Annotated in this window: 29 protein-coding genes; 12 read left to right on the forward strand and 17 right to left on the reverse strand. The window is 42.3% G+C overall.

Going from position 1 to position 25,934, the window contains the following annotated elements; translation table 11 throughout:
• The first annotated feature begins 39 nt into the window (after positions 1–39).
• A complete protein-coding gene (locus tag FTV37_RS01715) occupies positions 40–240 on the forward strand; it encodes a hypothetical protein (RefSeq protein WP_067764150.1) in 201 nt (66 codons plus the stop codon).
• Positions 241–262: 22 nt separating this feature from the next.
• On the opposite strand, the gene FTV37_RS01720 is transcribed toward FTV37_RS01715, so the two are convergent.
• From FTV37_RS01720 to FTV37_RS01735, 4 genes are all read right to left on the reverse strand, one after another.
• Complete coding sequence (locus FTV37_RS01720; protein ID WP_180010167.1) at positions 263–424, reverse strand: hypothetical protein; 162 nt, start codon at positions 422–424, stop codon at positions 263–265.
• A 67-nt stretch (positions 425–491) separates the two neighbouring features.
• On the reverse strand, positions 492–965 hold the full coding sequence (locus FTV37_RS01725; RefSeq protein WP_180062892.1) for a hypothetical protein: 474 nt from the start codon (positions 963–965) through the stop codon (positions 492–494).
• Positions 966–999: 34 nt separating this feature from the next.
• A complete protein-coding gene (ptsP, locus tag FTV37_RS01730; protein ID WP_180005299.1) occupies positions 1,000–3,297 on the reverse strand; it encodes a phosphoenolpyruvate--protein phosphotransferase in 2,298 nt (765 codons plus the stop codon).
• Between the two features lie 77 nt (positions 3,298–3,374).
• Positions 3,375–3,854, reverse strand: coding sequence for an RNA pyrophosphohydrolase (locus FTV37_RS01735; protein WP_078189729.1), 480 nt, complete (start codon positions 3,852–3,854; stop codon positions 3,375–3,377).
• A 181-nt stretch (positions 3,855–4,035) separates the two neighbouring features.
• Here FTV37_RS01735 and FTV37_RS01740 point away from each other — a divergent pair, with 181 nt between their 5' ends.
• The 3 genes from FTV37_RS01740 (at position 4,036) to FTV37_RS01750 (ending at position 5,595) form a co-directional block, all read left to right on the forward strand.
• Positions 4,036–4,692, forward strand: coding sequence for an HAD family phosphatase (locus FTV37_RS01740; protein ID WP_180034967.1), 657 nt, complete (start codon positions 4,036–4,038; stop codon positions 4,690–4,692).
• Between the two features lie 92 nt (positions 4,693–4,784).
• Positions 4,785–5,258, forward strand: a complete 474-nt coding sequence (locus FTV37_RS01745) for a DUF2628 domain-containing protein (protein WP_180062911.1) — start codon at positions 4,785–4,787, stop codon at positions 5,256–5,258.
• 94 nt (positions 5,259–5,352) lie between these two features.
• Positions 5,353–5,595, forward strand: a complete 243-nt coding sequence (locus FTV37_RS01750; protein ID WP_078189726.1) for a DUF2789 family protein — start codon at positions 5,353–5,355, stop codon at positions 5,593–5,595.
• Positions 5,596–5,793: 198 nt separating this feature from the next.
• On the opposite strand, the gene FTV37_RS01755 is transcribed toward FTV37_RS01750, so the two are convergent.
• Entirely contained in the window at positions 5,794–6,657 is an 864-nt protein-coding gene (locus FTV37_RS01755) for a LysR family transcriptional regulator (RefSeq protein WP_078189725.1), read from the reverse strand.
• A gap of 470 nt (positions 6,658–7,127) precedes the next feature.
• Here FTV37_RS01755 and FTV37_RS01760 point away from each other — a divergent pair, with 470 nt between their 5' ends.
• Positions 7,128–7,337: a hypothetical protein gene (locus tag FTV37_RS01760; RefSeq protein WP_180062912.1), complete on the forward strand. Its 210-nt coding sequence runs from the start codon at positions 7,128–7,130 to the stop codon at positions 7,335–7,337.
• A 129-nt stretch (positions 7,338–7,466) separates the two neighbouring features.
• Here FTV37_RS01760 and FTV37_RS01765 read toward each other — a convergent pair whose 3' ends face one another.
• Positions 7,467–7,703 carry a DUF2061 domain-containing protein gene (locus FTV37_RS01765; protein WP_111884090.1) on the reverse strand — a complete coding sequence of 79 codons (237 nt, stop codon included), beginning with the start codon at positions 7,701–7,703 and terminating at the stop codon, positions 7,467–7,469.
• 358 nt (positions 7,704–8,061) lie between these two features.
• Between FTV37_RS01765 and leuC the strand changes: the two genes are divergently transcribed.
• From leuC to leuB, 4 genes are all read left to right on the forward strand, one after another.
• A complete protein-coding gene (gene leuC / locus FTV37_RS01770) occupies positions 8,062–9,510 on the forward strand; it encodes a 3-isopropylmalate dehydratase large subunit (protein ID WP_180055611.1) in 1,449 nt (482 codons plus the stop codon).
• 99 nt (positions 9,511–9,609) lie between these two features.
• Positions 9,610–10,260, forward strand: coding sequence for a 3-isopropylmalate dehydratase small subunit (gene leuD / locus FTV37_RS01775; protein WP_180062913.1), 651 nt, complete (start codon positions 9,610–9,612; stop codon positions 10,258–10,260).
• 109 nt (positions 10,261–10,369) lie between these two features.
• A complete protein-coding gene (locus tag FTV37_RS01780; RefSeq protein WP_078189720.1) occupies positions 10,370–10,933 on the forward strand; it encodes a hypothetical protein in 564 nt (187 codons plus the stop codon).
• Between the two features lie 41 nt (positions 10,934–10,974).
• A complete protein-coding gene (gene leuB, locus FTV37_RS01785; protein ID WP_078189719.1) occupies positions 10,975–12,054 on the forward strand; it encodes a 3-isopropylmalate dehydrogenase in 1,080 nt (359 codons plus the stop codon).
• A gap of 74 nt (positions 12,055–12,128) precedes the next feature.
• Here the strand turns inward: leuB and FTV37_RS01790 are convergent, their stop codons facing one another.
• The 3 genes from FTV37_RS01790 to infA form a co-directional block, all read right to left on the reverse strand.
• Entirely contained in the window at positions 12,129–12,575 is a 447-nt protein-coding gene (locus FTV37_RS01790; protein WP_373683552.1) for a hypothetical protein, read from the reverse strand.
• A 114-nt stretch (positions 12,576–12,689) separates the two neighbouring features.
• Positions 12,690–13,064 carry a hypothetical protein gene (locus FTV37_RS01795; RefSeq protein WP_180062914.1) on the reverse strand — a complete coding sequence of 125 codons (375 nt, stop codon included), beginning with the start codon at positions 13,062–13,064 and terminating at the stop codon, positions 12,690–12,692.
• A 153-nt stretch (positions 13,065–13,217) separates the two neighbouring features.
• Entirely contained in the window at positions 13,218–13,439 is a 222-nt protein-coding gene (infA, locus tag FTV37_RS01800; protein WP_001284370.1) for a translation initiation factor IF-1, read from the reverse strand.
• Positions 13,440–13,670: 231 nt separating this feature from the next.
• Here infA and FTV37_RS01805 point away from each other — a divergent pair, with 231 nt between their 5' ends.
• The gene (locus tag FTV37_RS01805; RefSeq protein ID WP_078189717.1) at positions 13,671–14,678 is read left to right on the forward strand and encodes an AraC family transcriptional regulator; all 1,008 of its coding nucleotides are present in this window, start codon (positions 13,671–13,673) and stop codon (positions 14,676–14,678) included.
• A 129-nt stretch (positions 14,679–14,807) separates the two neighbouring features.
• On the opposite strand, the gene truA is transcribed toward FTV37_RS01805, so the two are convergent.
• From truA to asd, 5 genes are all read right to left on the reverse strand, one after another.
• Positions 14,808–15,605, reverse strand: a complete 798-nt coding sequence (truA, locus tag FTV37_RS01810) for a tRNA pseudouridine(38-40) synthase TruA (RefSeq protein WP_180062915.1) — start codon at positions 15,603–15,605, stop codon at positions 14,808–14,810.
• Positions 15,606–15,621: 16 nt separating this feature from the next.
• On the reverse strand, positions 15,622–16,584 hold the full coding sequence (locus FTV37_RS01815; protein WP_180062979.1) for an asparaginase domain-containing protein: 963 nt from the start codon (positions 16,582–16,584) through the stop codon (positions 15,622–15,624).
• Between the two features lie 49 nt (positions 16,585–16,633).
• On the reverse strand, positions 16,634–17,932 hold the full coding sequence (locus FTV37_RS01820; protein ID WP_180062916.1) for a fimbrial protein FimV: 1,299 nt from the start codon (positions 17,930–17,932) through the stop codon (positions 16,634–16,636).
• A gap of 75 nt (positions 17,933–18,007) precedes the next feature.
• A complete protein-coding gene (locus FTV37_RS01825; protein WP_180062917.1) occupies positions 18,008–19,441 on the reverse strand; it encodes a hypothetical protein in 1,434 nt (477 codons plus the stop codon).
• 143 nt (positions 19,442–19,584) lie between these two features.
• Positions 19,585–20,703, reverse strand: a complete 1,119-nt coding sequence (asd, locus tag FTV37_RS01830) for an aspartate-semialdehyde dehydrogenase (protein ID WP_180005293.1) — start codon at positions 20,701–20,703, stop codon at positions 19,585–19,587.
• Between the two features lie 185 nt (positions 20,704–20,888).
• Between asd and FTV37_RS01835 the strand changes: the two genes are divergently transcribed.
• Positions 20,889–22,016, forward strand: coding sequence for an endonuclease/exonuclease/phosphatase family protein (locus tag FTV37_RS01835; protein ID WP_180062918.1), 1,128 nt, complete (start codon positions 20,889–20,891; stop codon positions 22,014–22,016).
• Between the two features lie 370 nt (positions 22,017–22,386).
• Complete coding sequence (locus FTV37_RS01840; RefSeq protein WP_228144755.1) at positions 22,387–22,692, forward strand: hypothetical protein; 306 nt, start codon at positions 22,387–22,389, stop codon at positions 22,690–22,692.
• 138 nt (positions 22,693–22,830) lie between these two features.
• Here the strand turns inward: FTV37_RS01840 and FTV37_RS01845 are convergent, their stop codons facing one another.
• The 3 genes from FTV37_RS01845 to FTV37_RS01855 form a co-directional block, all read right to left on the reverse strand.
• Positions 22,831–23,943, reverse strand: a complete 1,113-nt coding sequence (locus tag FTV37_RS01845; protein ID WP_180062919.1) for a glycosyltransferase family 4 protein — start codon at positions 23,941–23,943, stop codon at positions 22,831–22,833.
• Positions 23,944–23,975: 32 nt separating this feature from the next.
• The gene (gene lpxL, locus FTV37_RS01850) at positions 23,976–24,911 is read right to left on the reverse strand and encodes an LpxL/LpxP family Kdo(2)-lipid IV(A) lauroyl/palmitoleoyl acyltransferase (RefSeq protein WP_180034952.1); all 936 of its coding nucleotides are present in this window, start codon (positions 24,909–24,911) and stop codon (positions 23,976–23,978) included.
• An 87-nt stretch (positions 24,912–24,998) separates the two neighbouring features.
• Positions 24,999–25,760 carry a 3-oxoacyl-ACP reductase gene (locus FTV37_RS01855; protein ID WP_111884077.1) on the reverse strand — a complete coding sequence of 254 codons (762 nt, stop codon included), beginning with the start codon at positions 25,758–25,760 and terminating at the stop codon, positions 24,999–25,001.
• Positions 25,761–25,934: the final 174 nt, after the last annotated feature.

Genomic DNA, 25,934 nt, shown 5'->3' on the forward strand with positions numbered 1-25,934 from the left:
CAGTACGAGGGTGCTGTATAGGCAAAAAGGTGAATGCAAATGGCAAAGAAAAAAGTCCTGCCTGAAGTTGAAGTTCGCAACTTTGTGGCAAAACACATGAACGATTTTAACAAAAGCCAAACTTTTGTAGATCGAAAGAAAAATGCAAAACGCGGCTATGCAAAGCACAAAAAAGGGGGATATTCGAATGATTATCTCCCTTTTTATTTCAGTGTATTTTCTCAGTTTTTAGTCTACTAAATGATTCGGCTTCAACATCTGCTTAAACAAATTCCACATCATATTCCATACGTTTTGCTGTTTGCTTCGCAATCTCTAAGCCATGCAATTTGGCCACAATATAAAGCGATGCATGGATCCCCGAAGAAATCCCCGCAGCATCTAAGACTTCAACTTCGTTGAATAATAAGATACCAACGTTCATTTAGGTGGTTCCATGCAGGATTTAAAGCATTGGTTTTGAGTTGAAATATTGAACATTAAAACACCGCTTATTTTGAAAATAAGTCTTCAAACATTTTGTTGAATGTGGATTTTTGTTGTGGTCTAGACGCTGTGCTTTGATGTTTTACGGCGTTATTAGGTTGCTGAAGTATGTGTTCCACCTGACTGGTCAATTGCTCAAACCATGTTGCGTCGCTGTGCTGCGTCTGATTTAGCTGTTTGGCGCGCTGTGCAGCCAGCACCGATGGATCATTTTTACCTAAGCGGCGCTGCTGTGACGCAGTAATTTCTATACCGAGTAAGGGGGGAATACGAGAGCGGCTGACCGGAGCTTTGGATTTTGTTGGCTTGGTTGGGCGTATATTGACTTGTTGTGCTTGGGACGGTCTAGGTCGAGTTGAGGATACTTTTTCAATCGGTGTATCGTGTTGCAGCTCTAACATTTTTTGTTTGAGTTGCGGATGGATCTTTGTCATATAAAAGGCAATGGCGACAAAAGCCAAAAAAAATAAAAAATCCATCATCACCTCATTTTATTATTTTACATGAGTGTTCTTAAGCACTCACGATTCGGGTTGCCGATTTCACCATATCACCAAGACCATGAGTCTTGAAGTAGTACTCCATCATGCTTTTCACCATCAGTGGATTATTCATGCTCAAAGCACGATCCAAGAGCTCTTTTGCATCTGGCATCGGCACATGGCAGATGGCTTTACGGACTTTGAGGATATTACTCGAACTCATCGATAGGGTATTAAAGCCCATCGCCATCAGTAAAATAGCTGTGAGTGGATCACCGGCCATTTCTCCACAAATACTAATCGGCTTGTCGTATTTATGACATTCTTGCACCAAGCGAGTCAGCGCACGAAGTACGGCTGGGTGTGAGTGTGAATAGACATTGGCAACTCGTGGGTTATTTCGGTCAACCGCAAGTAAGTATTGGGTTAAATCGTTAGATCCGACCGAGAAGAAGTCAACCAATTCAGCAAACTCATCGATCTGTAACAGCACACTCGGCACTTCGACCATGATGCCGATTTTGGGTTTGGTAATTTTCACCTGTTCTTCTTCTTGCACCGCTTGCCAGTCACGATCGAGCAAATACAACGCTTCTTCGACTTCGCTGACACTGGTCACCATCGGCAGCAATATATGCAAGTTGTTCAGGCCAATACTGGCTTTGAGCATGGCACGAATTTGGGCTGAAAAAATCTCAGGATGATCGAGGGTAAAGCGAATTCCACGCCAACCCAGTGCTGAGTTTTCTTCTTCAATCGAGAAATAAGGAAGGTCTTTATCTGCACCAATATCGAGGGTACGCATCACCACTGGTTTATTGGCAAAATGACTGAGCTGTTGACGATAAATAGCGCGCTGTTCTTCTTCACCGGGGAAGCGATCACGCAGCATAAATGGAATTTCAGAACGGTATAGACCGACACCTTTGGCGCCACGTTGTACACCGCGAACCACATCGATCATCAAGCCAGTATTTACAAACAATCGAACCGCAACACCGTCAGGGGTGATGGCATCTTTGGTTTCGTATTGCTTCAGATCTTTAGCAATTTGCTCTTCTTCTTTTTGAATCTCTTTATAACGTGTGCGTAAACGACGAGGTGGATTGATGAATACACGACCTTGATGTGCATCGACAATCATTTCGACATCATCGAGGGTATTAATTGGTAGTTCAGTCACACCGACTACGGTTGGAATACCGAGGGCACGTGCCACAATCACCATGTGTGAGTTCATGGCACCTTCAGTGGTTACAATCGCCGCTATTTTATCGACAGGGAGTTCAACCAAGGCAGCCGTAGAAATTTCCTCACCAATTAAAATGCTTTCATCGGTGATTTCACGGTGACTGGCATCTGCTTCTTGCAAAAAGGCCAAGATACGACGCCCTAGATCTTTTAAGTCTGAAACACGTTCGCGGAGATAGTCATCTTCCATCTGTGCAAAGAGCGCAATATGTTTATCAATAACAATGCGTACCGAACCTTGTGCCCAGTTACCGTCACGAATTTCACTTTTGATTTCCGCGGGGAGGGCATTGGCATCGAGCATCCGCAAGAACACGCTAAATAATGCCCGCTCTTCGGCCATGAGGGCATCTTGCATCTTTTCATCGAGAGACAAAATTTCTTGACGAACTGCGTCTATGGCATTGTCGAGTAATTCGAGTTCTTCACTGATGTCATCGGCTTCACGATCGGGGACTGAAGCCAAATCAGCAGGTGGATACAGGATGACTGCACGACCTAGCGCAATACCGCCTGAACCTGAAATACCTTGGAAAGTTTTATAGGCAGGGAGGTTGTTTGGTTTACGAAAGACTTCAATATTCCCGACGGCATGTGCATGGGCAATCACCCCTGAAAGTTGAGCGCACAGGGTCACGAGGAAAGATTCGGCAGCTTCGCTAAAGTCTTGAGGCTCTTTGTTTTGAACCACCAAGACGCCCATAACTTTACGGCGATACATCACCGGAACACCGAGGAAGGAATTGTAAATTTCTTCCCCCGTTTCTGGCAGATACATAAAGCGTTCGTGTTTGGGTGCATTGTCTAAGTTGACGATTTCTTCACGTTGTCCAACTAAGCCGACCAAACCCTCACTGGTATGCAAAGAGACATGCCCAACGGCTTCAGGGTTTAAACCCTTAGAAGCCATTAGTAAATAACGATGATTTCGTTCATCAAGCAAGTAGATTGAGCAGACATCCACATGCATGGCTTCGGCCACTTGATTGACCATAATGTCTAAAGATTCATGCAAACTGGCCGACGCATTAATCTCTTGGACTATGCGTCTTAAGGTATCCAGTTGCATGTTCGACATCGTGTCTGCTCCAAAATTTATTCTGCTTTATTTATAACAACACTCATCCTAAAAATCTGCATCCATTCTGCAAATTTTTACGGTTTTTGCGGAAGCTGATTGCACAGCTCCACCATGGCTTTACGATATACATCGCGTTTAAAATTCACCACTTGACCCAAAGGGTACCAATAGCTGACCCATTGCCATTGATCAAACTCTGGTGGGTCTGACAAATCCAGCTGAATATGCTGTGCCGAAGCCGTCAGTTTTAATAAAAACCACTTTTGTTTTTGACCAATACAAACGGGGTCTGAATCCGTACGTATATACCGATGTGGCAAACGATAGCGCAACCACCCTTGGGTTTGTGCTATCACCTGGACGTGTTCGGGCAGTAAGCCAACTTCTTCTCTCAGCTCACGGTAAAGTGCCTGTTCGGGGGTTTCTCCATGTTGGATACCTCCTTGTGGAAATTGCCAGGCATTGTGACCAATGCGCTTTGCCCATAAAACTTGTCCAATGTCGTTTGCCAAAATGATCCCGACGTTGGGTCGGAAACCTTCTGAATCGATCATTTGGCTACCTAAATATTGTGTAATTTATGACTTTGCTCACGGGGACGTTTATTTCTGTGTCCATCTCGAAAAAGCAAAGTGTAAAAATGTTAAAATTGTTATGATCTTAACGAATTTCTATCGACTAGCGGAGATAGATTTACAATTTTTTTCTTAAATTTCAGCTTTTACGAGTATTTTCATGAAATTGGCACTGTTTGACCTTGATCACACCTTATTAAATACCGACTCAGACCATTCTTGGGGGGAGTTTTTGGTCAATGAAGGCTTGGTTGATCCAATTCGTCATCGTGCCATGAATGACAAATTTTATGATGATTATAAAAAAGGCCAGCTCGACCCGATTGCCTATAACGAATTTGTATTTGAGTTTTTAACCCAACATGACAATGCCTACTTAACTGAGTTACATCAGTTGTTTATGAAAAAAGTTATTCGTGCGCAAATGCGTCCAGAGGGCTATGCTGCCATTCAGCGCCATCAAGATGCAGGGCATCAATTGGTCGGGATCACCGCAACGTCTGATTTTATTACCGCACCGATTTTTCGTGAATTCGGCATTACTGAAATCATTGCGACCAATGCCGAAGTTGTAAATGGTAAATATACAGGTAAAGTAATTAATACTCCGTGCTATCAAAAGGGCAAATTAGTCCGTTTGAATCAATGGTTAGAAGGTCGTGATGTGACAGAGTCTTGGGCCTATTCAGATTCAATCAATGATCGATTCTTATTGGAATATGCGGATCATGCAATTGCAGTCAATCCAGATGATCGTTTAGAGGTCCTAGCAAAAGAACAAGGTTGGGACATTCAAGACTGGTCAATTCAAGCCTAAAGATGAATAGGAAAAAAAGCATCTTGAGATGCTTTTTTATTTGACGTCCTTTTGATTAAACTTCAGCTCACTAATTTGAACTATCGCTCTATATGCAGACAGAAGCTTCTTTTAAACATTTAATTCAAATCTTTATAGGGCCACGTGCTCAATCTTATTTAAATTTCATTGAACAACAAGTTGGACAGAACAATGGTCTGAGTTGGGCAGGGCTAATTTTTGGACCCTATTGGTTACTCTATCGAAAGATGTACCGCTATTTCTTCTTATTCTTTGCGGTTGGTTTTTTGATTAGCATGTTGGCACTCATCATCGGTGTGCCTGAACAAGTCTTGATGGGGCTGTCATTGATTCCTAACCTCATACTCGCTGGGATCGGAAAGCGGCTTTATAGCGATTTTGCTGTGCAAAAGACCAAAGCCTATATGCAGCAGCCGAAATATAGTGAACAGGTGTTTGCTGAAGAAGGCGGAGTGAACTGGGGGCTGCCTTTATTGTTGGTATTTATTCAATCTGTCGTGATGATTATGCTCAGTTTGCCTTTTATTCAATTTTCACCGCTATAGAATTCTGTAATTGAGTGCGTGTTCGTTCCGTGTTATATCCTTAAAACAGAAATTTTGTATCCATAAACAATAAGTTTTAACACGGAGAATGACAATGAGTGTACGTCCACGCATGACTCATCTATTTGAACAACTGGGTTTAGATTCGAGTGAAGACGCGATTGCTTTATTTATCGTGACGCATCAACTCAGTGCCCAAACTAAAATTACCGAAGCAGATTATTGGACAGATGCTCAGCGCCAGTTTTTGGCCGAAAAAATTAAGTCAGATGGTGAATGGGCGATTATTGTCGATCAATTGAATGAATCATTACATGAAGATTCATTGACGAAGTAAAACTGACAGGTCTTCCTTGGTTTTTTTAATGGGATCGGCTGAAATAGGCGATCCCATTTTTAATGCAAAAGAAATTTAAGCGACCACTCAACACATAGAAAATTATTCGCTTTTTCTAAATGCTTAAACAGATCACTAAAAAAAGCCACCATAGCGGTGGCTTGATTAATAATTGAATTTTGTAGGCAAAAAAATGAATTAGATGTGTTTCATCAATTCAACCAGCTTTTGTGCAGCAAGTGACTGAGTACGGCCTGGGTGCCATACCATGCCCAATTGACGATTCATGTTTGAAGGTAAATTCAGTTGTTTTAAATCTTGGTTCAATAAGGTTTTAGGAAGGACTGACCAACCGAGACCAATGGAAACCAACATACGAATCGACTCAAGTGAGTTATTGCTCATGGTGACTTTTGGTTTTAGTCCATACTTTTCAAATTCAGCCAAAGTAATTTGACTGGTATAGGTTTGCGCCGCAGGCAAAAGACTTGGGTATTGGATCAAATCTTCTAAGGTTAAATGCTCAACTTGCGCCAAAGGATGGAAAGGCGCAACCACGAATACCAGTGGATCATTCCATGTCGTGATGTATTTTAAACGGCTGTCACCTTGTGGCGGTAAAGTCAAAAATGCCAATTCTAAGTCACCTGCCAAAACTTGCTCATGGGCCTGTTCAGAATCAACAAAGTGTACATCTAAGGTTACTTCCGGAAACTGTTGCACATATTGACGCAAATGCGCTGGTAAATGGTGTAAGCCGATATGATGACTGGTACCAATTTTCAGTTTACCTTGAACCTGACCTTGCTCATGGCTGAGCGTATGGTGAATATCGCCCAACTCATTCAGCCAGCTTTTTACTTTTGGCAAGAGAGAGTTTGCTGCATGCGTCGCTTGAACACCACGACCCGCGGATTCAAAAAGTTTGACACCGAAGTATTCTTCTAAACTGTGAATACGCTTGGTTACAGCAGGTTGCGTAATGAAGAGCTGATCTGCTGCCAAAGAGATCGAACCAGTTTCCATAACTTTTACAAAGGCTTCAAAGGCTGCGAGATTCATCTTCATTCCTATAAAGAATTTTTATGCGTAGTCTCATTGTTATAATATTTTAAGAATAAATCAAAGGAAAAGTTGTATCTTTTGATTTAAAACTAGGCGTTCAAGCCAGATGACGCGTTAAATCTGAGGGGATTTTCCGGGTTCCATAGTGTTATTCGAGTGCCTGATCGTTGCATGATTAGAGATTGGGCTGTGACGTTTTCAGCTCAAATGCGCTGTTACAATGTTGTTTTTTAAACAGAAACCGTAGTTATGCATAATATAAAAAATATAGGGCTGAAAAGTATTTTTAACCGTTTGAATTAAAGAGGAGAGATGGCTTTTCTTTTTAACTCAGCTTTAAACTAGAACAAAAAAATGAGTTCAAGTTTTGATGGCTTGGGGAACATAGTTTTCAGTGAATAATTAAAGCAACAGGTACAGTCAGGGCGGCATCGATTAGCGATGTTTTATCTCACAGGGAGAAGGTGATGGATATTAAACACATTAAAAATTTATTGGATGTTTTTGAAGTGACAGTCGAAAAGCGCTGTGCGATATATGAAATCGCAGACGATGAAGACGAAGAAAACCGTGCAGCTGCCGAGTGTAATGCGGCAAAAAACAAACTGATTCTTGCGATAGAACAATTGATCGAGGCGCATGGTCAGCTGGTCTTACAACAAAAAACCAAGCTTTGATGATCTGTCTACAATTGAATCTATAGGATGAAATGAATAGAAAGTTAAAGTGGATAGAGTAAAAGAACGTTTTGAGGTCATTAAAAAAACCACCGTGATGGTGGTTTTTTTACAAGGAGCAGGGTTGGATTAAGCGGGGATATTTTCCTCTACAGCTTTATCTTTCTTTTCCCAGACTTTTTCGTGGAAGAAAAAGGCAACCGCTTGAACAGTTGGTTCAAGTAAACTTAATGTAATGGCCATTGCAATACTGCCTGTCACGTAATAACCAACCAACATCGCAACCGTGATATGCATGATGTAATAACTCAAGGTTTTTTTGAACATGCGCTGATTATTTTCGACGAACTTGTTAATGTGTGCCATGAAAAAGCTCCTTGTTAAATTGATAAATCTTGGCAATGATTTAATAATAATGATTCTTATTTGCAATGTAAAAGAGAAAATTCGATTTATGACCATTGAATTTTTAAATTACTGTTTAAATAATGGCAGACAGTGAACAAAAAAGTCGGAGAAAATTCTAAAGTTTCATCTGCTGAAAGTATTGAAGTGAGCGTGTTTTAAACGCATTAATGGTCTTTAAAATGTAGCGGAAATCAGCAGTTAAATATCATTCCTATAAGTTTTTAAACTAATAAAAATGATAAATTAGATTTATGTGAATACGTGGTTATAATCGATTTGACGAAAGAATTTACCCAGTCCAGTGGAGCAAATCGACATGGCAGGCGAAACCCAAAAAGCGGAAACCCAAATAAAAAAAACCTTGTATGACAAATTGTGGGATGACCATCTAGTAAAACAGCGAGATGATGGCTCTTCATTATTGTATATCGACCGTCATTTATTGCATGAAGTGACTTCTCCACAAGCCTTTGAAGGGCTACAACTTGCAGGTCGTAAACCGTGGCGTTTAAGCGCTAATGTTGCAACGCCAGACCATAACGTACCTACGTCTACTAAGGAGCGTGCTGAAGGTATTGCGGGTATTGAAGATGATACTTCACGTATCCAAGTGCAAACTTTAGATGACAACTGTAAAACCTTTAATGTTGCCCAGTTTGACATCAACGATGTGCGTCAAGGGATCGCGCATGTGGTTGGGCCTGAACAAGGTTTAACGTTGCCGGGTATGACCGTGGTGTGTGGTGATTCACATACTGCAACGCATGGTGCATTTGGCTGCTTGGCACATGGTATCGGCACATCTGAAGTTGAACATGTGTTGGCGACTCAATGCTTAGTTCAAAAGAAAATGAAGAACATGTTGGTGCGTGTTGACGGTCAATTGGGTCAAGGCGTAACTCCTAAAGACGTGGTTTTAGCAATTATCGGTAAAATTGGTACTGCAGGCGGTACAGGTCACGCAATTGAATTTGGTGGTCAAGTGTTCCGCGATATGTCGATTGAAGGTCGTATGACCGTATGCAACATGGCGATCGAAGGTGGCGCGCGCGTGGGTATGGTGGCTGTCGATGACAAAACCATTGCCTATGTAAAAGACCGTCCATATGCACCGAAGGGCGAACAGTGGGATGCTGCAGTAGAATATTGGAAGACTTTAGTGTCTGATGAAGGCGCGCATTTTGATACTGTTGTGGTGTTGCAAGGTGAAGAGATTGAGCCACAAGTGTCTTGGGGGACTTCTCCTGAGATGGTGATTCCTGTATCTCAAGCAGTGCCAACTTTAGAACAAGCCAAAGATGATGTACAGCGTAATGACTGGACACGTGCATACAACTACATGGGCTTAGAAGCGGGTCAGGCATTGGCTGATATTCAATTAGACCGTGTATTTATTGGTTCATGTACCAACTCACGCATCGAAGATATTCGTGCAGCGGCTGAAGTGGCCAAAGGCAAAAAAGTGGCGGCATCGATTAAGCAAGCCATGGTGGTGCCGGGTTCAGGTTTAGTCAAAGCACAAGCAGAAGCAGAAGGCTTAGATAAAATCTTAATTGAAGCAGGCTTTGAATGGCGTGAGCCGGGTTGCTCAATGTGTTTGGCAATGAATGCCGACAAATTGCAACCAGGTGAGCACTGTGCATCGACGTCTAACCGTAATTTTGAAGGTCGTCAAGGCAATGGCGGTCGTACACACTTGGTGAGTCCAGCAATGGCAGCAGCTGCGGCAATTGCAGGTCACTTTGTGGATGTGCGTACATTCTAGTTTAAGCCCTCATCTCAACCTTCTCCCTGAGGGAGAAGGAGTTCCCTCTCCTTTTAGGAGAGGGTTAGGGAGAGGTCACGGATTCAGTGAGAAATAAACATGAAAAAATATACCGTTGAACAAGGTATCGTTGCACCATTAGACCGTGCCAATGTGGATACAGATTTAATTATTCCAAAACAGTTTTTGAAATCTATTAAGCGTACTGGCTTTGGTGCCAACTTATTTGATGAGTTGCGCTATTTGGATGAAGGCTATTTAGGTCAAGACATTTCAAAACGTCCAATTAACCCAGATTTCGAATTGAATAAACCGCGTTATCAAGGTGCGTCGATTTTGATCTCTCGTGCAAACTTTGGTTGTGGTTCGAGCCGTGAGCATGCGCCTTGGGCATTAGAAGAATATGGTTTCCGTACCGTCATTGCACCAAGCTATGCGGACATTTTCTTTAATAACAGCTTTAAAAATGGCATGTTGCCAGTGATCTTGTCTGAAGAGATCGTCGATCAGTTATTTAAAGAATGTGCTGCATCTGAAGGCTATCAATTAACCATTGATTTGGCTGCGCAAGAAGTGCGTACACCGAGTGGTGAAGCATTTACATTTGAAGTCGATCCATTCCGTAAACACTGCCTATTGAATGGCTTGGATGATATCGGTTTAACTTTACAAGCAGCCGATGATATCCGTGCTTATGAAGAAAAAACCAAAGCATCTCGCCCTTGGGTATTTGCAGACATTAAAGCTTAAGTCAGTGTCACTGTAGAACTTCTTAGTAGTCAGTCGGCTTAAGTCTTGCTAATATCAGGCGAAACAAAATTTATACGTTAGCCAGAATTTATCAGGTTGGGTTCGAAAAATGAAAAAGTTCTTCGGTCAGCTGGTTGTAACGGGAGCGCTGTTCGCAACGCTCTCTGCCTGTCAAAGCTTTGACACGGCACGCATTAAAAATGTGAAAGAAACTGAAAGTACAAAAAATAATGCTCTGATTTACTGTGCAGGTACAGCGCATTGTGAATTTGAGCGTTTTGATCAAATACAGGTGGTTGATCCAAATAATCAACATGTACAACGTGCTGCGATTAAAGCAGGTATTGTACGGTTGAATGGTCGTTCATTGTCTGAGCCTAATCCTTTGTATTTGTCCGTACCTTCAGGTCAGCATGAAGTCGTGATTCGCTATTATCCTATTTCTCAGGAAAAAGCAGAGCGCTTGCATGTCATTCACAACTTTAGGTCCAAACACGAGTACACCTTTAAAATGTACCGTGAGCGTTCAAAAAACAGAGGCAGTTTACTAGATAAATCTGCGCCTGATCCGCTCTGTGTAGACTTAAAGCAAGGTGCAAAAACGATTCGACGTTTCTGCCGACCGTACAATGTCCTCACAGGACTTGGTGAGTTTGTAGAAAAGAAACTTTAAATCTGACTGGTAATCAAGCCAGCGTATAAATGGAAAGACTCATGTCAAAACATATTTTGATTTTACCAGGTGATGGTATTGGTCCTGAAATCGTGAAAGCGGCTGAACAAGTGCTGACACGTGTAAACGAGAAATTCAACTTAGGTTTGACTTGGGAACAAGGTCTTTTAGGTGGTGCAGCGATCGACGCGCACGGTTCACCTTATCCAGATGTAACAGCAGCACAAGCGAAGACTGCTGATGCGATTTTATTGGGTGCAGTGGGTGGTCCTAAGTGGGATACCATTGAGCGTTCAATTCGTCCAGAACGTGGCCTATTAAAAATTCGTTCAGAATTAAATTTATTTGCCAATTTACGTCCAGCAATTCTTTATCCGCAGCTTGCAGATGCGTCGAGCTTAAAACCTGAAATCGTAGCAGGTTTGGATATCTTGATCGTACGTGAGTTAACTGGCGGTATCTATTTCGGTCAACCACGTGGTATTCGTGAACTCGAAAACGGTGAAAAACAAGGTTTCAATACTGACGTATATGCAGAATCTGAAATCAAGCGTATTGCCAAAGTTGCTTTTGAAATGGCGAACTTACGTGGTGGTAAAGTGTGTTCAGTGGATAAAGCCAACGTGCTAGAAGTGACTGAGCTTTGGAAACAAACCGTAACTGCGTTAAAAGAAGAGCAGTATCCTGAAATTAACTTGTCTCATATGTACGTTGACAATGCTGCCATGCAATTGGTCCGTGCGCCAAAACAGTTTGATGTAATCGTGACAGGTAACTTGTTCGGCGATATCTTGTCTGATGAAGCGGCGATGTTAACCGGTTCTATCGGCATGTTGCCATCGGCTTCTTTAGATGAAAATGGTAAAGGTATGTATGAGCCTTGCCACGGTTCAGCGCCAGACATCGCAGGTCAAAACATTGCGAACCCATTAGCTACAATTCTGTCTGTTGCTATGATGCTACGTTATACCTTCCGTGAAGAGGCGGCGGCAAAAGCAATTGAAGATGCTGTAGGTAATGTCTTAGATCAAGGTTTACGTACAGGTGACATCATGTCAGAAGGCAGTACTCAAGTCGGTACTGTTGAAATGGGTCAAGCTGTAGTTTCTGCATTGAACTAATGGCGAATCAAAAAACGCAGCGTTTATGCTGCGTTTTTTTGTGCCTAGAAATTATCAATCCTAGAATTGATGCGCTAACAGGTGCGACCAGTTAATCGGACATCAGTTGCAATATTATGCTTTAAGCGAAATTGAATAAGGCAGTTTAACTCAACCTCATAGCGTGTATTTCCACTGGGAATCGGCACAGCAGCGCCGCTGCCCATGCCCATCGTAGGATTTTCCGCCATCGGTAAAGGAATACTGATCGGGCGTGCGACACGATAACGAAGGTAGTCTGAACTGACCTCCACGGGAGAGGTTCTTTGATAGCCGAGTTTGCTGAGGTCGAGTTCTGCTTGAATCGTTTGGCTCGATTGACCAATAAATGAGGTTAAATAGCGTTCACGTTCAACGGAGGATATCGTTGATGTCGTGCTACAGCCAGCCAAGCATACAATTCTTAGAACGCATCCCATGCTCAATATCGGACGAATAAAACGCTGATCTTTGTAAACCTGATGTTCTAAAATAAATTCCATGGGTCAGTTTCTCACGAAATAAATTCAGTTTAGTCAGATCGGTCTGTATAACACTGTAGTCATTTGATACACGGTCAGCTGAGCAAGATTAGCCTCTAGTATTCTCATGCAGGATCAACAAGCTCTGCCAACATAGTCAATGGATTCAACTATTTGATTGCGTAATTTGAACTCGATTTTACATTGCATATCGACAGTGACACCACCTTTAGACGGCGTTGGGATAGGGGCGCCCATGGCTATACTGGTGCCGATATTTGGTGTACCAATCGGGATTGGCATCGAGCGTAAAATGGTATAGCTAAGTTTTTCATTGCTTTGTACGGGTGCTCCCATCACTTTATAGCCCAATTGACTCAAGTTGAGCTCTTTATGAACTTGATCAGCTGGCTGTCCAATATAGTGTTGTAGGGATTGATTGAGTTGTTTTTGGCCTGTCGTGGCGCAAGCCACACAAAAGATAGCACCGACTAATCCTAGATGTTTCATATGATTTTATGTCCTTATATTTTGAATTTTATAATCGAATTTTTATGTTTTTAGACTGTAAAGGAAAGCAAATTTGCAGTCAATTTTTATCATTGTATTGAAATAAATACAAAAAAAGCCACTTATAAAGTGGCTTTTTCGCTTCGCTAAAACTTAGCGCGCACGGTAAGTGATACGACCCTTAGTCAAATCATAAGGTGTCATTTCTACTTTAACACTGTCGCCAGTCAAAATACGGATATAGTGTTTACGCATTTTGCCAGAGATGTGAGCAATCACTTCATGACCGTTTTCTAAACGTACACGGAACATAGTATTAGGAAGCGTCTCGGTGACAACGCCTTCGAACTCGATGAGTTCCTCTTTATTGGCCATAGCCTACCTGAATGAATAAATTAGCAAGGCGCAAATTATAGTCAATTTTTTTTCAGAATACAAGCCGTAAAAGGCTTTGAACTGATCGACTGTCAGTAAAATAAGCGAACAATTCAGTTAAATATTTTCAACAAAAAATGTGCAGTAACAGTTGTCAGTTTGGTCAATCGCAGTTAATCTAAAATCAATCTTTTTAGGTATAAATGAAGTACATACAAGGAAGGTTCTGGAGTGGGTCAGCTAACTGATGCATCTGTTGTGTTGCGTTTAGGGTATCAAGCGATTCGTCGTGCCGGATTGCCAACAGAAGAAATTTTAACAAAAGCGGGTGTGGCATTAAATCAGGTTGAAACCAATGACCGTACCCCATTGAATGCACAATTTGCATTCTGGGTGGCTGCAGAAGAGGTCAGTAAGGATCCTGACATTGGTTTGCATCTGGGTGAGCATTTGCCTTTATATCGAGGGCAGGTGATTGAACACTTATTCATTTCATCTGAGAATTTCGGTGAAGGTTTAAAGCGGGCTTTGGCGTATCAACGCCTCATTAGCGATGCCTTTCATGCGCAATTGGTGATTGAAGATGACCGCTGCTATTTGACCAATGGTCATCAGCCTTGGGCAGAAAATATCGTGAATCGTCATTTTTCTGAATGCGCGATGTCGGGTGTTTTGCGTTTCTTTAAGTTTATTACTGAAGGGCGTTTTCAGCCAATTTATATCGACTTTAACTTTAGTCAGGGCGCGCCAGATGATGAGTATTTCCGTGTCTATGAATGCCCTGTGAGCTTAGGGCAAAAAGAAACCCGATTATATTTTGATCCGGCTATTTTAGAGTATCAATTGTGGCAGGCAGAACCTGAGTTATTACAATTGCATGAGCAGTTAGCGATTGAAAAACTTCAGGAGTTGGCGCGTTATGATTTGGTTGGTGAAGTTCGCCGTGCTATTGGTTCAACGCTTGAAAGTGGTGAAACCACACTCGAAACGGTCGCTGCACAGCTCAACATTACCCCACGTCGTTTACGGACTCAGTTGTCAGAAGCCAATACCAGTTTTCAGCAAATTTTGTCAGACTATCGCTGTCGTTTGGCTAAAAAATTATTGGCCAATACCAATGAAAGTGTGGAGCGCATTGTTTACTTAACGGGTTTTTCTGAGCCAAGTACGTTCTATCGCGCATTTAAACGCTGGACCAATGAAACGCCTGTGGAATACCGTAAGCGGAAGCAGCGTTAAGGTTGATCTTCGATAAAATCCTTTCCTAAACAGAATCCCCCCTTTGAAAGGGGTACTTTCATTTTTAGAACCTAGCAATGGCGAAAATGACACTCATCCCTCTGTGAAAGGGAGGTTGGGAGGAATTTTTTATTCAGGCATATTTAACCAATGAGGTCCCAGCGGAACTTGAGGAAGTTCAAACTGTGCTGGATAGTCTGCATGGATAAAATACAGCCCATCGGGCGGTGCGGTGACACCAGCTGCTTTTCGGTCTTCAGCCGCAAAAATATCGTCAATATGGTCAACGTCATACATACCTTGCCCAATTTCCAATAAACAGCCCATGATGTTACGCACCATGTGATGTAAAAAACCATCGGCCTGAATATCTAGGACCAAGTAACATCCGTGTTGGATCAAGCGACAATGGCTGACATGACGAACTGGCTGATTGGACTGACAGGCTGCGGCACGGAAGCTTTCGAAATTATGAGTGCCTTCAAATTTGGCCACGGCACGTTGCATTTTCAGCACATCTAGCTTGGCATAAACATGGGTCACTTGCTTATGTAATAAAGCTGGACGTTGTGGATTATTATAGACCACATAGCGATAACGACGTGCTTGCGCTTTAAAGCGGGCATGGAAGTCCTGATCCATTTCCTTAATCCATTGGATGGAAATATCACGGGGTAATTGGCTATTGCTGCCCATTAACCATCCACGAATGGGACGAATCGCCTGAGTATCGAAATGTGCCACCATATTGGTTGCATGGACACCAGCATCTGTTCGGCCAGCACCGTGCAACATGATTGGCTCATTTGCCACTTTACTGAGGACGGTTTCAATGGTTTCTTGCACGCTTGGTACGCCCGGTTGCTGAGTTTGCCAGCCCTTGTATTGCATGCCACAAAACTCAATCCCAATCGCAAAACGTTGCATAGTTACCTCAAATGACTTAATCGTTCCAATGCGCAGTCCAGTCTGCGTCACTGCCGTATTGTAAATACATTTTCAAACATTTGGCATAAAGATCTGCATGCCCCAAACAATTACTCAGTAAAATTCCGCTGTCTTTGACCCAGTCACTCACAGCATAGCGCTGATCTATACCGCCATGAACAACCTGTGTACTTAAGATAATTTTGCAATTTTTTTGTTGTATGGCTTTCAATACATTGAGTAATTCAGCATCAACGGCAATGTTGCCTGTGCCAAAACCTTGCAGAATCAAAACGTCTGGCGTGTGTGTAAGCAGAGTCGTTAAATTTTGACTGTGTAGCTTGGTTGCAATCGGTTGCCACATCCAATTCAGGCAATTGAAATGAGCCGCTTTGTCTAAATCATTGGCCTGAACAATATAAGGCGATGTCAGCATTGAAAGTGGCTGTGTGGCTGGCAGCCCATCAAAGGCTTTTAGATCGGTTGTATGCACTTTCAGTGCGGATTGAGCATGCATCAATTGATGGTGAAAGGCCAAATAAACCCCAACACTCAATTGATGTGCCGATTCCAATGCAAAATTTAAATTGTCGATGGCATCAGTAAATTCACGGGTATTGTCACCAGCCACATTAAACAGCGGATATTGGCTGCCTGTAAGCACGATATGAGCAGACTGTCCTATAAAGTGTGCAAGCACTGCACTGGCATAGCTAAGCGTGTCTGTACCATGAATAATTACGAAATGCTGAAATTGTTGTAATTGTAAGCTTTGAATTTGTTGAATCAGCGCCAGCCAGTCGGGCGCAGTACAAGCACTACTGTCACGAATGACAGGTGCAACAAAACATTCAATGTTTAGGTGTAGTGGCAGCACATGCTGTAATTTAGGTAAAAACGCATTCGCTGGCATGGGGCTTAACGGTTCACCGATACAACCGAAGGTACCACCCATATAAATAAGAGCAATTTTTTTCATCATAAAAAAAGCAGCCTTGAAAGACTGCTTTAGTTTAAATCGCTTTTGCTTAAGATGCGATTTGATTCAGTAACTGATCTGCTTGTTGACGTTGAGCTGAAGAAAACTCAGCTTCTTTTTCAGTCAAAATTTCACGTGCAGCGTCATAAGCACCTAGTTTGATGTATTGCGCTGCCAATTCAAGATTCAATTCAATTTCATTGACTTCAACCAGTTCAGGGAAAGATTGAACCAATGGATCGTTTTGGTCTGTAGCAGATGGGGTTGACGGTGTGCCTAAACCGCTAATGTCAAAACTCACACCACTTGATGCAGGTACGGCAGGTTTCTCTTTAGGCGTAGACTCTAAGTTAAACTCTGTTGCAGGAGCGACAACGGCTTCTTCTGTTTTTGCTGTTTCAAAAGCACCTAAGTCAAAGTTTAAGGTTGGAGCTTCAACTTTGTTTTCTTCTACAACTGGTGTTTCTGTTGTAAATGAAAAATCTAAAGGCTCGATTTTTTCTTCTACAGTTTCTGTTTTAGTTTCAGCCGCAGCTTCAGTGCTTGGGGCAAAATCAATTGGTTTGATTTCTTCAACGGCAGGAGATGGCTGAGCAATCTCTTCGGTTTTCAGTGTTGCTTCAAGTGCAGGTTCTGGTGAAATTGAAAGCGTGTCAAATTCAAGCGGCTGTATTTTTTCAGCAGGCGCACTTTCAACTGGGGTAGAAATGTCTGCTTTTGCAGGCGTTTCAGTGGTGAAATTAAAATCTAGTGGTTTAATTTCGGCTGCTTTGGGCTCAACAGGTGCAGCAGTTGAACTTTGCATTAAAGCATCAAAATCAGAGGTATTTTGGGCTTTTGAGGGAGCCTCTTCAGTGATCGGTGATACAAAGTTAATGGCATCATCTTTCACATTTTGAGAATTTTCAAACTCTACTTTTTTTGCTTCAGCTTGTTCTAAAATTTCATCAAGTTCAAGTGAACGAATATGGCTCAGCAATTGGCTGATGGCAAATTCGTCTTTTTGTAAAATGTGAATATCTAATAGATATAGATACAACTCATGTTGTGAGTTGTCACGTTTTAATGATTGATTAATTTGCGCTTCAGCAGAAAAGAAATTACGTTCCGCAATTAATTTTTCAATTTTACCACGAGCATCGGTCGTTAACGGCGTCATTGATTTTTTTTCAATGACACTGCTTTCAACCACTTGAGTTTTCTTCGGAGTCGCTTTGGCTGAAACACCCGATTTCTTGGTTTTAGTGGATGTTGGTTTGGCTTTATCTGATTCTTGACCTTTTTGGCGTTTGTTTAAAAAAACCAATACGATCACTAAGATCACTAATGGAATCACATAAATCAGCATGTTTTAACCCCTTGGAGATAGAGCGATATACAGTTGCACTCATCCCTATAAAATCTTGATTGGTAACGTTTTAGTTTATTGGCTTCTTTTATCTGCTTGTTGAGCTTTCAACTGTTGTTGCAGTTGAGCAAGACGAGCATTTAATAATTGAATTCTGTGATCCTTTTGATTTAGCGCCAATTCTAATTGAGTTACGTTTCTCTGTAATTTAACGGTTTTTTCACGAGATGTCATAACTTTTAATGACAACTCTTTCGAAGTTTTATTCTTTTCTGCTGCACTGTTGGCAGAAGATTGTGCCGAATCTTGCGCTTTCTCTGCCACCAGACTCATTTCAGCTTGATTCAAGCGGTATTTGGTTTTGCCTGACTGCTTCGAAGGCACTTTGGCAAGTTCTGCCGCAGAGACTTTGACAGGCTGTTTTGCTTGCTGCATACCATGCAGATTTAAAGCCGCACCACGGCGCAGACGGTTTACATCGCCTTGAATGAATGCATGTTCGTTGCTGTTTTTAATCTGTTGCATGACTTCAGAAACAGGGCGGTTTTGTTCTGTCGCAATACGTGAGGCAATCCCCCAAAGGCTTTCATTCGAGCGAACCACATATTTTGCCGCTGGTGTTGCTGTCGATGCAGCCGCAGTACTTGTTGGTTTTGGTGTAGATGCTGTTTGAGCTGTCGTTGTTGGATTTTCACGTTTTTGTGCTGCCTGCTCCGCAGCAAATTTTTGTGCCAATGGGTCTTGAGATCTTGCAGTTGATGCTGTTGCAGTTTGTGTGGCTTGCATTTCTGAACTGACAGAGCCGGTCGAATTGGTTTTTGTAACTTTCGAAATTGATGTTTCAGAACCTGATGAAGTACTTGCGCTATTTTGCTCCGCAGGCGTAACACTATAATTTTGTACATGCGTGACAGGTTCAATCGCAACAGGCGTTGACGTTGCTAATTGTGCTAACTTTGGCGGTTCTTTGGTACTGAGTAATAAGGGTTGTTCTGCAGCTACGGGTGCTTTTGCGGTATACAGTGTGCTGACAGGTAAATTTAAGGCAATTTCTTTTTCATTTACAATCACGACAGGTGTTAAAGCACGCTCATTGGCACGGGTTTGAGTCGCATTTGACGGCGCTGGATTGCGTTTTAATGGGGTACGAATTTGTTGCAGGCGTGAAGCATTCCCTTCTTTAATATTAACAATAAAATTAAGTTCTGCATCGGTTACTGGACGCGAAGAGGTAATGGTAATTACCCCGTTGCCTGCACCATCACGACGCGTAAAGAAGTTTAAATGTCCCGGTGGTTGATGCCCTGTACCCATACTCAACAAATCCTCTGCCGTGGCTAAACTTGCATTGAGCGGCACAGATGTGTTTGAGTGGCGAAAATGAATCTCAGCGTACAGCAATTCCCCGGGTGCTGACTGGACTTGTACAGGATCAATGCTGATCGCTTGAATGTTTTGAGATGCAATAACGGCTAAAATGGCGATCTTTAATTTGTTATATACGGTCATCTTAATCTTTAGCTCGAATATATGTCGCATGGCGAAAATTATAGATTAGCGAGTTGTCAAAGAATTGTAAAATATTTACACGACAGTTACATAAAAAAGCCGATCAATTGTGATCGGCTTCCTGTTCAGAGACTTAAAAATGCTTAAGCATTTTTATAATCAATGAGAATTCTTAGCATACGACGTAAAGGTTCAGCAGCACCCCAAAGCAATTGGTCACCTACAGTGAATGCACCTAGGTATTCTTTACCCATGTTGAGCTTACGGAGACGACCAACTGGAACAGACAAGGTGCCTGTTACAGCAACAGGAGTCAAATCAGTCATTGACGCTTCACGGGTATTTGGAACCACTTTAGACCAATCGTTGGCACTTGCGATGATATCTTCGATTTCATCCAGTGGAACATCTTTACGAAGTTTTAAAGTCAATGCTTGTGAGTGACAACGCATCGCACCGATACGGACACAGTGGCCATCGATTGGAACGATTTGCTGGTTGCCTAAGATCTTGTTGGTTTCAACTTGACCTTTCCACTCTTCTTTCGACTGACCGCTTTCAAGCTGTTTGTCGATATAAGGAATGAGAGAACCCGCTAAAGGCACACCGAAGTTTGCAGATGGGAAACCTTCGCCACGTTGTAACTGTGCAATTTTAGAATCGATATCTAAAATTGGTGAACGTGGGTCATCCAGCAAGTCTTTGGTATTGTTGTACAAGTAGCCCATACCTGAAATCAGTTCACGCATGTTTTGCGCGCCTGCACCAGATGCTGCTTGATAAGTCATTGAGGTTGCCCATTCCACTAAATTATTTTGGAATAGACCGCCTAAACCCATTAACATTAATGAAACGGTACAGTTACCGCCCACGAATGTTTTTGTACCTTTTACTAAGCCGTCTTTGATTACATTCATGTTTACTGGGTCAAGTACGATGATTGCTTCATCGTCCATACGTAAAGTCGATGCAGCATCGATCCAGTAACCATTCCAGTTTTCAGCTTTAAGCTTAGGGAAAACTTCAGTCGTATAATCGCCACCTTGGCAGGTGATAATGACATCCATTTGCTTCAGACTATCAATGTCCGTTGCATCCATAAGTGCTGGGGCAGTCTTACCACCAAACGCAGGGGCTTCACCACCTGCATTACTGGTAGAAAAGTAAAACGGTTCGAAATGAGCGAAATCGTTTTCTTCAACCATACGTTGCATAAGGACGGAACCAACCATCCCGCGCCAACCGACCAGACCTACTTTCATGTCACTTTGCCTCGGTGCGTTAAAAAAATAAAAAGGGGGTTCGAGTGTACCAAAAGGGCGCATAACTGCAAGCGCTACATAATGAAAACACCAATAATATTGTGCAATATATCTTGTTTATGTTACATGCAAAACTGATATAAATTTATGAATCAATAAAAAATAAAGAATATAAGGGAGGCGTAATGATTTGGATTGAAATACTGGCTGGCTTCGTCATTTGGTTGACATTTTGGTCACTCATACCACGAGATGAATGGTGGTTTCGTGGTGCAGATTTTCCGCGTCTGCAAATCTTGGCTTTGGGCATATTTGCCTTCATAGGCTTAATTTTATGGAATGCTGAATGGGACTTGGCGCGTGAAATCATTTTAATTGGGTTGATTGCTGCCCTGGCATATCAATTAAAAATGGTTTTGCCTTATACCTTTATTTGGAAAAAACAAGTCAAAAAAGTTCGATCAGACCAGTTAGATAAACAGAAACAAATTTCAATCATTGTCTCAAATGTACTTACGCCGAATACTCAATATCACTTATTATTGGCACAAATACAAAAGCATCAACCTGACTTAGTACTCACGCTAGAAACCGATCAAACTTGGCAAAATGAATTGGCAGTGATTGAAGCTGATTATCCTTATCGCGTACCCGTACCTTTAGATAATTTGTATGGGATGCATTTGTATAGCAAGTTAGAACTTAGTGAAACTGAAGTCAAATTTATTCTCAGTGATGAAATTCCTTCGATCCATACCCGAGTCACCTTAGCATCAGGAAATCAGGTTCAACTGTATTGTTTACATCCCAAACCGCCAAGTCCAACAGAAGCCAAAGATTCAACTTTACGCGATGCAGAATTGCTGATTGTGGGCGATCAGATTAAAGATTTAGATGAAAGTTGCATCGTTATGGGGGACCTGAATGATGTGGCATGGTCACGTACTACACGACTCTTTCAACGAATCAGTGGGCTTTTAGACCCACGTGTTGGACGGCATTTCGTAAATACCTTTCATGCCAATTATCCACTGCTGCGTTGGTCGCTCGACCATATTTTTCATAGTACAGATTTTGCATTGGTACACATGGAACGCTTGCCCAATATAGGTTCAGACCATTTTCCAGTCTATGTGGTGCTGCAAACAGGCAGGGTATTTGAGCAAATCCAAGAAGAATTAGAGCAAACAGATGAAGATGAACAAGAAGCGCAAGAGGCAATTCAGGAGGGTATAGAAAAAGCTGAGAAAGAGGAGAAGATTGTGACTGATGAAATCGCCCATGATTATAAGGATGGTACGAAGGCACCTTGATTTTGTTTGATTTAAGAGAAAAGTGTAAGAAATAGCTTACACAGCTTTCGGCTTCTGACGAATGGTCAGGTCAAGTGTATTGACTTATTCTTTGTTCATCGGCACATGGAACTGGGAAAGGAACATCCCACTAAGGAAGACGAAGCCGATGGAAGCATCACGGAACGGATGCAGGAAAGGAAAGCCAATAAAAAATAAAAAGAATACTTGTGAAAGCACAACCTCATAGACCCGAGTTTTGCAGGATGCAGAACTCGGGTTTTGCTTTTGTGATATAGATTTTTTGCTTTTCTTTTGATCAATTTCTTTATACAGTGTGCCAAGAAAAAAACGATGAATTTCCAATAAAAATATAGGTATGAGACGTTCTATGCTGTCCGAATGGCACCAAAAAATATTGCAGATTACACACTTATCCACCGATGCACTTTCCATTTACCTTGGCTTAATACTGTTCTTTTTTGTGGCCTTTTGCCATCACCGCCAATTGAAATCACCTTATGCGATTTGGACGGTTGTGGTCGTCGCAGTGGGATTGGAATTGTTTAATGCACGCCATGATATTTTAGATAGAGGCTTTTGGCGTATAGGGCAAAGTTTGAAACATATTCTAAATGTCATGTTGTTGCCGCTGATCCTTTGGTTGATGGCCCGATACCGTGTATGGAAGGGTTGAATCACCATTGAGTCATTCATAATAAAAAAGGATATTGTGCATTTCACAATATCCTTTCTAGATGATAATCGAGTTGCCGAATTAAAAATATTTCCCGAGCTTCATCCTGAGCAGTAAGGATCAATGGCGTGTAGTCAATCAAGCTGAATGCTGAGAGACCACTTGCGTATACAACTCCAAAGTCTGATCACACATCTCTTTTAAACTAAACATGCTGATAGGCTGCACGTGTTGTGGTTGGTCTAAATGCAACTTTAAGGTGTCGAGTAATTGTGTTTCATCATCGACAGTGACTAAACCTTGCGGATAGACATTCGATAAAATTTCAGCTACGCCACCACGGTTCCAACCGATTACAGGTGTACCTACAGACAGTGCTTCAAGTACTGTCCGTCCAAAGGTTTCCGCTTGGCTCGACAAAGACAAAACCAAATCGCTAAAAGCTAACCATTCACGGATATCTGAACGATGACCGACAAAAGTAATCCGATCACTCAGCCCTTTAGCCGCAATACTGTCTTGCATTTCTTGTAAATAAGCCGCTTTTTTCGGATCTGCACCACCGACCACCACCGCATGTACGTCGGGATACTGTGTTTGTAGCTGTTCCATTAAATGGATCAGGGTTTCATGACCTTTCAAACGGGTGATACGGCCTGGTAAGCAAATCAGACGCTTATTTTCTAGTTCAGGGAAATCTTTTAGGGTTTGATTGAGCCACTGTGCTGAGGGTTGATAACCATGTGGAAAAGCAGCGGGGTCAATGCCACGATAAATACGCACAATGTCCTTGGTAGGACAGTTTTTGTAGTTGTCCGTGATGTATTTGACAACACTATCCGAGACCGCAATGACTTTTTCAGCCTGCGTCATGATTTGACTATAGCGATTAATCGAATAAAAACCATGTACAGTTGAAATCAGGTGAGGTCGCTTGTTTGCAGGAATCCCTTTGAGGGCAAAATGTGTGAGCCATGCAGGGACACGTGAGCGCACATGCACGATGTCTGGTTGATGTTGCTCAATCAGTTTACGTAGAGGACGAATTTGCCATAAGCTTGATAAGGCTTTTTTATGGATTGCGAGCGTGAGGTGAGTTGAACCTTCAGCTTCCAATTGTGCCACCATGCGGCCACCATTTGAAACCACTAAGGACTCATGACCGGCGGTCACTAAAGCACGAGCTATTTCTAAGGTTCCTCGCTCGACACCACCACTGTTCAATTCAGGTAAAAGCTGCATTACTTTCATAGCATTTCTCTTTTTTATGTGCTGAGTTGAACTCAATAGATTTTGTCATAGCCTTGTGGGCGGGTTTTAAAGCGGCGATGGAACCACATGTATTGTGTCGGTGCGATTCGTAGCTGATTTTCAATAATTTTATTGGTTCGAACAGCATCCGAAACTTCATCTTCACTCGGAAAATTATCCAAAGCAGGTTCAATCAGCACATGATATTGAGGGTTGCTGATGTCGCCATCGCGATAAAAATACAATGGAATCGCTACGGCTTTAGCAATTTTTAATAAGCGACGATGCGCAGTAACAGTGGCTGCGGGAGTACCAAAAAACGGTGCCATAACCCCTTGTTTTAAACCAAAGTCTTGATCGGGACTGTACCAAATGGCATGGCCATTTTTCAGATTGCGAATCAAGCCACGCATATCGTCATGGTCGATTTGGTTGGCATAGATGGTGGCACGGCAACGCACAATCAACATATCCAACAGCGGATTATTTTGCGGACGATAAACCACATCCGGCTCAAAGAACTGTGCGCATAAATAGCCACCAGCATCGAGCAGGGTAGAATGTGTGCCGAGGAGTAAAATACCTTTGCCTTCAGCTTGTGCATTTTGAATATGTTCTAAGCCTTCAATTTGCACCCGATTTTTGAACCACTGCGGACTGTACCATGCATTTAAAGTTTCAAAAATGCCAATCATTTGGTCGATAAAAACCTGTCGTGCATTGGCCTCAACCTGTTCTGCTGTCCATTCAGGAAAGCAAACTTCCAAGTTGCGAATCGTGGTTTTACGACGTGATTTGAGATTTTTAAATGCGACAGAACCGAGGAATTGTCCAAGGCGATACTGAACTGCCCAAGGAAGAATCGCCAAAATCATAAGAAATACAATCCCTATCCATATTCCCCAATACTGAGGAAGTAAGAAAGACCATTGGAATTTTCCGGGTTGATATGTTGGCTTTTGACTCATAGGGCTAAATCAAAGATTAAAAAATAGGGTTCAGTTTAGCATGAAGCTGAATTGAAAGAGAAAGTTCAAACTCATGCTGCGCTAGACTTAACCTTTGACTAAACCGCCATCGACAATCAAATTCTGCCCGGTGACTGCACGTGAGTAAGGGGACAAGAACATCATGATGGCCGCCGCAAATTCTTCAGGTGTGGTCACTGTGCGTAAAGGTGTCGATGCTGCGATTAAATCAAACACGGCATCGGGCGTCGCTTTACTGGCATCGGTTCTTTGTAATAAGCCACCTGAAAGCATATTCACATTAATCCCAAACTCACCCAGCTCATGCGCCGCTGTGCGGGTGAAGGCCAACAGAGCTGCCTTTGCTGCAGTGTAGTCGTGGTAAGGCACGACAGGGTTTTGTACCAGGTTGGTACCAATATTGACAATGCGACCAAAACCCTGTGCTTTCATCTTGGGAAGCGCCGCTTGCGTGGTGTTGAGTGCAGCGACGACTGCGCCATCAAACTGTTGCTGTAAGTGCTGTGCAGTCAGTTCTTCAATTTTAGGACGAGCATCGCCATTAAATTGAAAATGGATGAGGGCATTATTTACGACAGAGGTGATCGCGGTACCAAAATGTGCTTCTGCTGCGGCAAAAAGCTGTTCTACTTGAGCTTTATCTGTGACATCTGCTTGATAGGCAAACACTTGCTGAGGAAATGCGGTCGCCAACTGTTCTGCCGCAGTTTGACTGGATAGATAGTTCACGACCACGCGTGCGCCTTCAGCAATTAAAGTTTGGCTAATCGCCAAACCGAGGCCACGTGCGCCTCCTGTAACCAAGACAATTTGATCTGAAATTTGCATGCTCGTGACTCAATCTAATGTTGAGCGTCACCATAGCAAGCTTTTCACATTAGCGGAATCGTCTTTACAGACGCTGTATGCTCCAATTTGAAACTGAGTCATCCGATCTAATAATTCAGTCGAGTCATATGACATAAAAAAAGCCGTATCGAAATACGGCTTTTTCTTTGCGGA

The sequence above is a fragment of the Acinetobacter sp. YH16042 genome, from assembly GCF_013417245.1.
Taxonomy (GTDB): domain Bacteria; phylum Pseudomonadota; class Gammaproteobacteria; order Pseudomonadales; family Moraxellaceae; genus Acinetobacter; species Acinetobacter amyesii.